5 protein-coding genes are annotated in these 12,778 nt (G+C 61.4%); all 5 read right to left on the bottom strand.

The features are described from left to right. Window positions 1–137 precede the first annotated feature (137 nt). A partial coding sequence (locus CQ14_RS48540) for a calcium-binding protein (protein ID WP_488230443.1) occupies window positions 138–9,109 on the bottom strand: 8,972 nt, incomplete at its 3' end. Between the two features lie 872 nt (window positions 9,110–9,981). Then, on the bottom strand, window positions 9,982–10,707 hold the full coding sequence (locus CQ14_RS01485) for a hypothetical protein (protein WP_156434609.1): 726 nt from the start codon (window positions 10,705–10,707) through the stop codon (window positions 9,982–9,984). Between the two features lie 93 nt (window positions 10,708–10,800). Next, window positions 10,801–11,292: a toxin-activating lysine-acyltransferase gene (locus CQ14_RS01480; RefSeq protein WP_057856182.1), complete on the bottom strand. Its 492-nt coding sequence runs from the start codon at window positions 11,290–11,292 to the stop codon at window positions 10,801–10,803. A 117-nt stretch (window positions 11,293–11,409) separates the two neighbouring features. Then, the gene (locus CQ14_RS01475) at window positions 11,410–12,378 is read right to left on the bottom strand and encodes a helix-turn-helix transcriptional regulator (RefSeq protein WP_082649647.1); all 969 of its coding nucleotides are present in this window, start codon (window positions 12,376–12,378) and stop codon (window positions 11,410–11,412) included. Between the two features lie 28 nt (window positions 12,379–12,406). Continuing rightward, window positions 12,407–12,778 (bottom strand): toxin-activating lysine-acyltransferase (locus tag CQ14_RS01470; protein WP_082649646.1); only part of this gene is annotated, 372 nt, incomplete at its 5' end.

The following is a 12,778-nucleotide window of genomic DNA, read 5'->3' as shown; positions in this document are numbered from 1 at the left end:
GTCGGCGCCGCCATTGTTCCGCGTCTCGACGGTGTTGCTCTCATAGTGCGAAGTATCGATCCAGACCGTTTCGTAGCCCGATGTATCAACCCAGGAATTATTGCCGTAGCTATCACTGACCCAATATCCGCTGGTCNTACTGCTGCGTATAATAGCCTGATGTCACCCACGTCGTGGTCGTGGTCGAGGTGCGGTAGTCGTCATAGACCGTGTCGGCTCCGTCACCGCGCGCGAACATATAGGTGTCGTTGCCGCCATTGCCCTTCAGCAGGTCCGCTCCCGTGGCGCCAATCAGGGTGTCATCGCCGAGACCACCATCGATCGTGTCATTGCCGGCATAGCCCAGCAGCCACTCCGAATATGAGGATCCGGTCAGCGTATCGTTACCGGCCGTACCGAGCACCGATAGCTTCGCCCCTGGGCCGTCCGGCAAGGACAGCGTCGTGCCATTCGACAGCACAAACTCATTCACCTGATATGAGCCGCCGAGGAACCAGTTTGTCACGGTCAGGGTATCGGGTGCCCCCGCAATCAGGACCTGGAGATCGTTGCCGACCTTCGCAAAGGTCAGATCGGAGGCCGCGATGCCCGCGCCCAACAATACGCGGCCAACACCACCGCCGCTGTTATCGATAGTGTCGTTGCCATAGCCGAGACCGAACACGTAGCTGTTGTTCCCGGTCCCACCTTGCAGCGAGTCGTTTCCGGTTCCGCCATCGAGCGTGTCGTTGCCGGCGCCGCCTTTGAGCGCATCGTTGCCGGCTCCGCCGCGCAGGACGTCATCGCCACCATTACCATCGAGGACGTTGTTACCGCCGTTGCCCTCCAGCGTGTCGTTGAAGGCGGAGCCGGTCAGGTTCTCGATGTTGGTTAAAGTATCGCCTTGGGCATCGCCGCCCGTCCCCGTCCCCAGCGCCAGGCTGACGGACACGGCCGTTGCCGAGGCAGCATAGCTCGCGGTATCGGTGCCCGCACCGCCATCCAGAGCGTCAGCTCCGCCAAGGCCGGCCAGGACGTTGTCGGCGCTGTTACCGAGGATGACGTTGTCCGTTGCATTTCCGGTGCCATTGATCGCCGACCCGCCGGTCAAGGTCAGGTTCTCGATATTGGCCCCGATCGCATAGCTGACGGACGACTGGACCGTATCGTTGCCCTCGCCGGCATTTTCCGTCGCCACATCGCCGGCATCGTCGACGATGAATAGATCGTTGCCGAGACCTCCGGCCAGTGTGTCCGCGCCCGCGCCGCCGTTCAGCGTGTCGTTGCCGGCTCCGCCGCTCAGCGTGTCGTTTCCAGCGCCGCCGGAGATGGCGTTGTCCAGCGCGTTGCCGTTCAAGGTCTGCCCGGTTGCGAGCGTGCCCGCCAAATTCTCAACGTTCGCCGCAAGCGTGTAGGAGGCGAGCGATGTGAGCACCGTATCGGCACCCTCGCCGGCACTTTCCGTCACCACATCGGCAGAGTTGTCGACGACATAGACGTCGTTGCCAAGGCCACCGATCAGCGTGTCGGCGCCCGCGCCGCCGTTCAGCGTATCGTTGCCGGTACCGCCGCGAAGCGTGTCGGCGAAACTGCCTGACGTGATCACGTCGTCGCCGGCACCGCCGTCGATCGTGGCCACCGCTTCCGTCCAGGTGATATTGTCCGCGCCGTCCGTGCCGAAACGCTTGGCGATCCCGGTCACGTCGAGCGATGTGCCGTCGGCAAAGCTGAACTTCTCGATACGATCGCGCGCATCCATCCAGTTTCGCAGCGTGATTTTGTCCGTCAGTTGCGCGAACGTCGCATCGGGATTGGCCGGATCCTTCACGCCAACGATAATGTCGTTGCCGGAAACCAGAATCGAAATATCCGCCGCCGTGATGCCGAACCCGAATACCAGCGAATCCGCGCCGCCATCAGCATGGACTTCGTAGGTGTTGTATTGCGTTTCGTACTGAGATGTATCTACCCAGCTGCTGTTGCCGTATCCATCACTGTACCAATAGCCCGACTCCACCCAGACCTGAACCGCATCGGTCTGCATATAGCGGTATTCGTCGAATATGGTGTCGGTGCCATCGCCGCGGGCGAACGCATAGCTGTCATTGCCGGCGCCGCCCAGCAGATAGTCCGTCCCGCCATCGCCCGACAGCTGGTCGTTACCCTTACCGCTGGAGATGGTGTCGTTGCCGGCACCGCCGCGCAGCACGTCGTTATTGGACCCGCCATAGATCTGGTCGTTGCCCGCGCCGCCGTCGACATAACTCCAGCCGGTGCTGCTGCCTTCGATTACGTCGTTCAGCGCACCGCCAACGAGGATGTCACCGCCGCTTCCAGTGCCGACATAATGATTGGGCGAGCCGTTGTCGCCGAACCAGATATTGTTGCCGGCGCCGCCGGTAACCTGCCAAACGCCGGAAACCAACGTCGCCGACGCAGGCCCGTGGAACCCGCCTGCAGCCAGACCATCGGCAAACACGAAGTTCATCGTCGTGCCGGTGGCGTCATGAACCTCATTGGTCTGAGGTGCATAGACGGACAAGGAGGCCGGAATTTCCACCCCGCTCGGGACGTGGATCGCAATGGTGATGCTGCCATTGCCGCCGCGCTGCACGGATACGCTCGAGGCATCGAAAACCAGACCGGCGTGCTTGACCGACTCCAGGAAACCGACGAGACCGCCGAGGAAATCGCTGGCGCCGTAATCCTTGAGATGCAGGTCGTTGACCCGGGCGAACGTCGCCGCCCATCCGACTGCGAACGCCGAGTCGGGATTTGCCGCGATCAGCGCGTTGATAAGTTCGCGATTGTTGAGGTAGCGCTCGTAATCCTGGGCCACCTGCAGATCGCCGGCCAACGTCAGCATGTCGGTATATTGCGAATGCTGGTGCGCGCGCTTCAACAGCAGATCGCCGCCGATGACCTCGGTGTTGCGCAGCAAAAACAGCGAGGTTGCCTTCACCGCCTCTTCTGCTGTCGCATAATGGGGCGCTGCATAGTACGAGACGCTCGGATACCAGGCGACATAGGGCAACGCCATGTAGTCGGTCTGGTAGCCGAGAATGTAACTCGAACTCTGACCGATCCCGACCCCATTGACGAAGGACAGATAAGCATTGACGGTGTTGCTGACCGCCGCACCCATCTGGTGAGAGATATTCGGATCTCCGCCCTCGCGTTGCCATTGAATGGCAGTGCCATACACGCCGGAGGAGTTGATCGAGACGTAGTCGACGGCCGTCGGATGCTGTTCGCCTCCGCCGAACAGATCGCCAAGCCAGGTTCCCAGAAGCGTTCCAAGGAAGGCCCCGACACCCGGCAACACGAAGTTTAGGATGCCGCCAAGCGTGGCGCCGACCAACGTGCCGACGAGGCTACCGATAGCGCCGACAATCTGCCCGCCGATCACTCCTTCCTGAGTCGTCGCATGGAGAAGCTGGTTGGCAAGAATGCCTCCGATCGCACCGCTAATCGAGGTAGCCGCGCTCTGGAAGGCCGCCCCCCAATTGATTGCTTTGAGTACGTCCAGACCGTTTACCACAACCTGGTTGAGCACGCTGCCGGCGAATGCACCGACGCTCGCGTTGAACAATTGCGCGCCGTACCCGCTGAGACCGAGGGCGGTTCCGAGTTCGGCGGTAAGGAAGGAAGCCACCGTGCCTGCCGCGGCACCCGCCAGATTGATACCGAACTGGGCAAAAGTGTTGTCGATCCCAACACCGCTGAGGTCTTTATAGAGATTGCCCTTAAGCGTGTCGGAGAGCGTCTTGCCGATCGCGGAGCCCACCGTCGCCGCGGCGACTTGCACGAACTGGTTATCGCCGGCCAGCGCCCGCCCGATCGCCGACCCAAGGAATTGGCCAAGACTCTGGCCGACGTTTCCGGGATTCTTGACGAGGCTGGTAACCAGCGAGGTGAAAAGGCCTGCCATGGACGAGCTGCCAAGACCGCCCTCGATCGATTGACCGGCAGATGAACCGAAAGCCGAGCCGATTGCGTCCGGCGTGGCCGTCTGCTGGGTGCCATACTTGTCGCGATAGACAACGCCGGTGGCGACGCCATTGACATAGGAACGGGTCAGGCTGCTGCCGTTTGGAGCCGTGAAGGTCTCGGTGGTGAGAACGCCGTTTGCATCGTAGGTGCGCTGGCCGGAACTGCCGCCGGAATCCATCGCGATGACCCGACGGGTACCGTCGATATTGGTGGTGTCGGTCTCGATCAGGTCATAGGTGCCGGCGTTCTTGGTGTCCGTCAGGATCACCTTGACCCGGCCGTCAGCGCTGGTGGTGATGGTCTGGCGATCCTTCACCGTGCCGTTGGCGTTGAAATCGATTGCGTCGGTGGCGGTGGTGCCGTCGATATTCGTCCGCGTGCTTTCGGTACGGTCGATGACGCCATCGCCGTTCGAATCGACCTGCGCGGTCTTGGTACGGCCATCGGCGCTAACCGAGGTGGTGGTCTCTCCGACCTTCGCACCGCTGGCATTGAAATTCTTCGCCACCGTGACCGAGCTGCCGTCAGCAGCAAAGGTGGTCAGTTCGGTCAGGTCGAAGAAGCCGGCGCCGGTCGTATCCTTTTTCAGGGTCCTCGTGCGCCCGTCGGCGCTGGTCGTCAGGATGCCCTTCTGGTGCAGCGTTCCGTTGCTGTTGGTATCGACAATGGTCTGGGTGCGGCTGCCGTCGAGATTGATGACGGTCACGTCACTGCGGGTTCGGTCGATCGTGCCGTCGCCGGTGAGATCCTGTTGCGTGGTCCTGGTCAGGCCGTCGGCGCTGGTCGCCAGGATGGTGCGGCCGCTCACGATGCCGGAAACAAAATTCGTCACGGTCTCGACGCTGCTGCCGTCGACGTTGCGCTGAATCACGTCGGTCTGATCGGTGACGCTGTCGCCGTTGTTGTCGCGCGTCGTCGTGATCGTCATCCCGTCGGCGCTGGTGACGGTGACGGCCCGGTCCTTGACCGTGCCGTTGGCGTTGAGATCGGTCAGCGTCTCGGTGGTGCTGCCATCGACATTCGCCTGCCTGACGGTAGTCTGGGTCTGGTTCAGCAACTGGTTGGCGGGAATCGAGGAGTGCTTGGTCTGCGTCAGCCCATCGGCGCTGGTGGTGACGACGGCTTCGGAGATCAGTCCGCCGGCGGCATTCACTGCCCTCACCGTCTCGGTGCGGCTGCCGTCCGCATTGATCACGGTGACATCGGTCGCGATCTGGTCGAAGCTGCCGCTGCCGGTGTTGTCCCATTTCTTGGTGATCGACAGTCCATCCGCGCTGGTGGTCGTGGCAAAGCGCGAGATCAGGGCGCTATTGGCGCCGGTATAGGTCACGGTTTCGGTCGTGCTGCCGTCGGCGTTGAGGACCTTGACGTCGGTCCGTGTCTTCGCAAATGCGCCGCTGCCGGAGAGATCGTACTGCGTCGTCGTAGAAAGCCCGTCCGCGCTCGTGGTGATGACGGTTCGGTCGACCGTCGCGCCGGATGCCTGGTTGGTGATGGTCTCGACGCGGCTGCCGTTGGCATTGAGAACCGTGACGTCGGTCCGCGTCGCCTCGAACGTGCCGTCGCCATTGCCGTCGCGCTGGGTCGTGACCGACAGGCCGCTGGCGCTGGTCGTGGTCACCGCGCGATCCCGCAGCGAGCCGTCGGCGTTGAAATCCGTCCGGGTGACGACGACACGGCCGTCGGCGTTGGTCTGCGACAGCACCGTGCTGGTGACGCCGCCGAGAATGCGCTGCACGGTGACGGTGTTACCGTCGGCGCTGGTGGTCGTGGTAACCTTTGACTTCAACGAGCCGTCGGCATTGAGATCGGTGACGGTCTCGACCCGGCTGCCGTCGGCATTGAGCGCGACGACCGTGGTTTCGGTGAGGTCGAATACGCCGTCGCCGGTGTTGTCCCATTGCGTGGTCTTGGATAGACCGTCGGCGCTGGTGGTGACGATGGTCCGGTCCGTCACGGCACCGCTGCCGTTGAGCCCGGTGACCGTCCTGGTCCGGCTGCCATTGGCGTTCAGCACGGTAACGTCGGTACGCGTCTGGTCGGTGACGCCGTCGCCATTGGTGTCGCGCTGCGTCGTGATGGCGAGGCCGCTGGCGCTCGTGGTGGTCACCACCCGATCCCTGGTCGAGCCGTTGGCGTTCAGGTCCGAGACGGTATCCACGGTGTTGCCGGCGGCATCCAACGTCACCGTCCTGGTCTGGTCTGTCACCCCATCGCCATTGATATCGCGGTTGGTGAAGACACTGGTCCCGCTCGCATTGGCGGTGGTGACTGTGCGGCTGAGCAAGGCGCCGTTGCCGGCGCGGTCGATCACGGTCTCGGTGCGGCTGCCATCGGCATTGAGCACGATGATGTCGCTGTGAACTGCGTCAAAACTGCCGTCGCCGTTGATATCGCGCTGCGCGGTGACGGACAGGCCGTTGGCGCTGGACGTGGTCACGGTCCGGTCAATCGTCGCGCCGTTGGCGGCGAGGTCGACGATGGTCTCGGTGCGGCCGCCATCGGCGTTGAGAATGGTGGCGTCGGTGCGGGTGCGGTCGAAGACGCCATCCCCATTGACGTCACTTTGCGTCGTGGCGGAAAGCCCATTGGCGCTGACCGAGGTGACGACGCGGTTGAGCAGGCTTCCGATGCCGCTGAGGCCGCTGATCGTCTCGGTGCGGCTGCCGTCGGCATTGAGCACGGTAACGTCGGTGCGGGAGCCGTCGAAAACACCATCGCCGTTGATATCGGTCTGCGTGGTGACCGAAAGCCCGTTGGCGCTGACGGTGCTGACGGTCCGGTCCCGCAGCGAGCCGTTTGCATTGAGGTCGGCCACGTCAGTTACCGTCACGCCGGCGGCGCTAACGGTTTGCGTCCTGGTCTGGTCGATATGGTCGTCGCCATTGGCATCGAGGGTGCTCGCCACCGTCAGCCGGTCGGCACTGGTGGTGACGACCGTGCGGTCGCGCAACGAGCCATCGGCGTTGCGATCGGTCACGGTTTCGGTACGGCTGCCATCGCCGTTGACGACGACGATGTCGGTGCGCGTCGTCTCGAAGGTCCCATCGCCGTTGGCATCGAGCTGCTTCGTGACCGACAGTCCGTCGGCGCTGGTGACCGTCACCGCGCGGCCCAGCAAGGCGCCGTTGGCGCTGGTATCCGTCACCGTCTCGGTGCGGCTGCCGTCAGCATTGACGACGATGATGTCGGAGTGCGTGCGATCGAAGGTCCCCGAACCGGTCAGGTCCTGCTGAACGGTCGTCGCCAGACCATTGGCGCTGACGCTGCTGACCGTCCGGCCGCGCAGCGAACCGTTGGCATTGAAATCGCTGACGGTATCGACACTCGATCCATCGGCCGCGACGACGATGGTCTCGACGCGATCGACGACGCCATCGCCATTGCTGTCCACCTGGATGGTGCGCGAGCGGCCGTCAGCGCCGCGCACGGAAACCACCTGGTCGCGCAGCGAGCCGTCGGCATTGCGATCGGTGACGGTCTGGGTCTTGCTGCCGTTGGCATTGCTGACGGTAACGTCCGACGTCACGATGTCGAAGGTGCCATTGCCGTCGAGATCGCGGCTCACGGTCTTCGACAGCCCGTCGGCGGAAAGCGCGGTGACCGTCTTGCCGATCAGCACCGATCCGTCGCCGTTGCGATCGGTCTGGGTCGTCACCGAGCTGCTGTCCGCGGCGACCACGATCGACGATGCCGTAACCCGATCGATGGTGCCGTTGCCGTCGAGATCGCTCTGCGTAGTCTTGCTGCGGCCGTCGGCGGTCGTCACGGTGATGGACTTGTCGCGCAGCGATCCGTTCTGGGTGAGATCCTGGATCGTCTCGGTGCGGGTGCCGTCGGCGGCGACCACGGTGACGCTGCTGCTGATATGATCGAAGACGCCCGCGCCGGTCGAATCGACCTGCACCAGCTTGGTCAGGCCATCCTGGCTGGTGGTGGAGACCGTGCGCGCCCTCACCGAGCCGTCGCCATGGAGATCGGTAACGGTGATGGTTTTGCTGCCATTGGCGTTGGTGACGCGCAGCTCGGTCTGATCGGTCTGGCCGTTGCCGTCGATGTCGCGCGCGATCGTGACGGTCTGGCCATTGAGGCTGGTGGTCGTAATGGTGCGGTCGCGCAGCGCGCGGGAGACGTCGAAATTGCTTGTCGTCTTGGTGCGGCTGCCATCGGCGTTGACCACCGAGACAATCGTCTGGGTTTGATCGAAGATACCGCTCCCGCTATGGTCGAACTTCACGACACGCGAAAGGCCGTCGGCGCTGGTGGTGGTGACGGTCTCGCCGGCAAGGCTGCCGTCCGGATTGATCGCCTTGACGTCGATGGTGGTCGAACCATCGGCATTGTGGGTGACAGTCTGCTGGGTGGCGTAACCGTAGGCGTCGTAGGCGAGCGACACGTCGGCCGCCGTGCCGGTCGAACCGTCGGCCCGGGTGAACGTGGTCTGGCCGGCAATCACCGAACCATCCGCCAGCACGGTCCGGTTATTGTCGGTGGTGAGGTTGATCGAAACGATGCCGAGCTCGGCCAGCGTCCGCAGCGTGGTGGTGCCGTCGGCATTGGTGACCATCACCTTGAAGGCGGCGAAGTTCGTATCACCCGCGTCGAGCTGGCCGTTATGATTGGTGTCGAACACGTCCCGCAGCGCCTGCATGTCCGTGGTCGCGGTCGGGTCCCATTCGGTGAACTGAATCTCTTTCGGCGAATCGACGCTGCCATTGCCGTTGACGTCGAACACCAGCACGCCATTGCCGGCGCCCGCCCACGCCGTGTGGTTCTGATACCCGCTGCCGGTCATGTCGAGGTATTGGCCGGACGAGCCTAGCTCGGTGATGTTAATGCCCGCCCCGGTGAGGTCGAGTACGATCGGCAGGGCCGACGTGGGAGCGGTTTCATAGGTGAAGCCGGGCTGGATGTAGTCGAAGGCATCCGAACTGAAGCCGAAATCGTAGCTATAATCGTTGGAAGTCGGGACGAAGTACGGAGAATACCAAGACGACCACGCGGTCTGATTCAGACCATCGAAGTTGAGCGAACCGATGTTGTTATTGCCAAAATAGCCGACCCAGTCAGCGCTGGTGCCGGTTAGACTATCGGGCGATCCGAAAGCAATCTGGCCGCTCTCGGTGTTGAGCAGCATGCCATTGAGGAAGCTAAAGCCTGTCAGGATGCCGTTAGCGGTCAGCGGATTTGTGGGGTTCGCTGAGCTGGTCCACGATCCAAGTTCGCCGACAGCAGTCGATCCAGAGTAGGGCGAACTAAGACTTGTGCCATTTGGAACGGCGAATGCTACACCATTAACCGTTTCCTGATGATACCCATCTGGAATGCTGTAGATGAAAACGCGCGCAGGACTAGTATCATTTGCAGGTGTGAAGTTAGGCCCAAGCTCAAACGGCTCTGGCGGGGAAACGGTCTCCGTAACATTGGAGTTTGGTATCGCGACCATCGACCCATACGAAGGTGGACGAAAACTTCCACCGTCAAATGGATCGTCAAATTCCTGAATTGACGATCCATCCAGATCCGCTTTGACTCTATTTCTCTCGGTCTCCCAAGCTTGACGAAAGAAGGTACCCACCGCGTTGTCAATGGCTTTCGGGATTGCGTAGGGATCAAGTTTTACGAACCCAAAGCCATAGTTGTTGCTCGTNACCAAAACCAAATCGCGCTTCAGTTGCATCCTTTGTAAAGACAGCAACAGCANCCGGCCCCTGGCACAACATCAAAAGATGATATTTGAATCTGACCGTACGGTCCGGAAGTGGAAACTGCAAAGCCAGGTGAAGGGTTCAAAAAACCCGTGCTAGCGCTGCCCAAAACGGCTGCGGAAGGCTGAAGATTTATCACATCAAGCTTAACTGTGACGCTTGGTCTGATGTCCGCAAAATCATACGGAAAGCCAATCCTAAAGCCCAATCCTGCTTCCAGCTTGAGACTGAGCGGCTGCGTTTGATAGAGCGGATTATTGAGAATGCTAGTGTCAGCCACGAGAATGCCCCACCTGAAGAACTATAGTCTGCTCAAGAATTCCGAAACACACTCTATGTATTTCGATCGTTGTTCGGCTTCGCCCATCGCAAACAAACGTTCGATTCCAATCTTCTTTTCGCAGGCGGTAAACGCTTTAGCCAACGTGATGTATTGGATGTAACCATCATCTGCGCGCATCACGAGTTTGCGGCTTTCGCGAAGGCCAAAACCTCGAATAACGCCCTCGATGACGCAATCTTTTACCTGCGCGGACCCAAGCTTGCTGTCTGCGAAAACGATGCTCAACGAGACCTGACCGTCCTTGTTTGCGAAGGAGTATATCCCGCACCCTGACGCCCAATTGCCCTGCGCAGAAACAATTTGATACATGCCCTCAGACAGTCCAACCTTTCTCCAAAGGCGAGCATCCGGCTTGTCGCCGTCATTGATCGGGGAATCCACAACGATCGCTAAATTTACGTCTCGCATGGTGATTTCATGAGAAACGCCGGCCGCGTCCGACAGTTTGGCGATAAGATAAGTAACCTCGTTCTTGATCGGAAACGGATCTGCTAGGATCGCTGCCTTTACCGGCTGGCGACGCAGAAATAGTTTCGCAGAACCGCGCCCATCGATAAAGAAATGCAGATCGTTCTCGAACCACCTTTGTAAGGCGCGGACTTCACCCCCGGGAGCTTCCGGCGCTGCGTCCTTCGAGGATGGAACCTCCGCTTGGACAGCACAACTCCAAAACAGAAGAGCCATCGTCCATGCTAGCAGTCTCGTATGCATGACCACACTTAGCTCCGACATTGCATCATCGGCATAAAATGGACCACTATTCGTCGCTGCCAACCGTTACAAGATCTGCCCCACCATCCCCACCTGCTCCCGCATCTCCGCCTCCCCGCCGAACGGCGCAACGACGTCGAGCATGCGCATGTTCGTCCCGCTCTTCCATTCCACCGCCGTCAAGCGCTTCTCGCCGGCATCGATGCGCTTCGCCACGAGGTCATCGACCAGCGCCCATACGGCAACACCGACCGGCTGCTCGCCCTTGTAGAACATCCGGAATTGCTTGAGCAGGACCGCGGGCATGACAAGCCATTCGAGGTCGCCGAGCGGGATCGATTTGTGGCGCGGGCTCTGGGTCATCAGCCAGGTGATTTCGCCGAGCAGCTGTGACACCGTCTTCGGCGACGGCGCCGCGGCAGGTGCGCTCCCCGGTGCGGCGCCGGAAGTCGCCGATGCGCTTGGGTTCGCTGCGATTTCGGCCAGCGCTTGCTGCAGCGCGGCCTCCCCAAGCAACGGTTCGGCAGCAAGCTTGCCCGGCGTCGTGACCTTGTTCATCCGCTATCCCCCCGCGCGCCGCCCGCCCCACAATCCCCCGGCCGGCACAGCACTTCACGGAAGCTTTACAGCACGGATTCCACAACCAGATCGATAGCACGTTCGTGCTAGCTGGGCCTATTTCAACAGTGCGATGAGCTGGCTGCGCTTGCCGATGCCGAGCTTGGCATAGATGGCGCGGAAATGGTTTCCGACGGTGTGATCGGAAATCGCCAGCTGCGAGGCGATCTCCTTGTCCGACAATCCGTTGCGGGCAAGATCGACCAGGGCTCTTTGCCGATCGGTCAGCAAGGTCAAATCAACTGCTGATTTTGTGGCTTGTTTGGTATGGAGGTACAGCATGTGCAGCACTGGAGCAATCAGTTCGAGCGCCGTGAGCGTTCGCCTCGGCTGCGCGCCGGGCACCCCGGAAAAGCTGAAATAGGTGCCGGCCAGCATAAACGGATCGATGATGCCGTGCGCCGCAATTGCGCCCAGCGAAAAGCGCTCGATCTCTTCAAGCGAGCGCCTGGTTATAAAACGCCGCACGCCTGCTTCATCGACCGGGCCGGTCATGTCCACAATGAAGGGCTTTCGGTTCGAGACCCACCACTCGAAGCAGCCGCGCATTTTCAGATCGAACGAATCTTCAAGGCCGGCGAGAAACTCCGGGTCATGCCCGCTCGACAAGAACCAGAGGATGCGGACGCGACCGCCCGATAAAGTTCCATAAAGGCCGATGAATTTCTCAAAAGGGAAGAAGTGCCGCAACGGTCCTTCGACCCACGCCAGAACGTCGGCTTCGGTCAACCGCCCCCGCTGCGGAAGTTCACGAAGCGTGCGAGTCCAGGCCTGGAAATCCGCTTCGGACAAATCCGATGCAGGATCGGCTTCATCGATCTGCCCAGGCCCGACAATATCATGCTGCAGGAGACGTCCGCCCTGTTTCACCCCGCGCTCAATCTCCGACCCTTCGCGCGCAGCATCGGCCCGACGAAGTTCACCGGGGTTCGGCCCGGCAGAGAGGTGCAGGGAAAGCGGAATGCTGGTTACCGCATCCGGGTTGCGCCGGGTGCGCTTGCTGGCTGGCGAATTTACCCGAGACATAAACGGATCCTAGGGTTGGTCGAAGGCCCTAAATAGCTGCAAGCTGCTCTCGCATCTCCGCCTCTGCCCCAAACGGTGCAACGACATCGAGAATGCGCATGTTCGCCCCGCTCTTCCATTCCACTGCGGTGAGGCGCTTGTCGCCCGCGTCGATCCGCTTGGCGACGAGATCGTCGACCAGCGCCCATACCGCGACGCCGACCGGCTGCTCGCCCTTGTAGAACATCCGGAACTGCTTGAGCAGGATCGCGGGCATCACCAGCCATTCGAGATCGCCGAGCGGAATGGATTTGTGCCGCGGGCTCTGGGTCATCAGCCACGTGATTTCGCCGAGCACCTGCGACACCGTCTTCGGCGGCGGCGCCGCGGCCGGCTGGCCCGGCGCCGACGCACCGGCCTG

This window comes from Bradyrhizobium lablabi, from assembly GCF_001440475.1.
Classification (GTDB): domain Bacteria; phylum Pseudomonadota; class Alphaproteobacteria; order Rhizobiales; family Xanthobacteraceae; genus Bradyrhizobium; species Bradyrhizobium lablabi.
The sequence above is the reverse complement of the archived record's forward strand: the minus strand, read 5'-3'. Positions and strand labels throughout refer to the sequence as shown.

What these genes read in the sequence shown, in the direction of transcription:
- CQ14_RS01485 (WP_156434609.1), bottom strand. Translation starts at nt 10,707, where the DNA reads ATGGCTCTTCTGTTTTGGAGTTGTGCTGTCCAAGCGGAGGTTCCATCC.
- CQ14_RS01480 (WP_057856182.1), bottom strand. Translation starts at nt 11,292, where the DNA reads ATGAACAAGGTCACGACGCCGGGCAAGCTTGCTGCCGAACCGTTGCTT.
- CQ14_RS01475 (WP_082649647.1), bottom strand. Translation starts at nt 12,378, where the DNA reads ATGTCTCGGGTAAATTCGCCAGCCAGCAAGCGCACCCGGCGCAACCCG.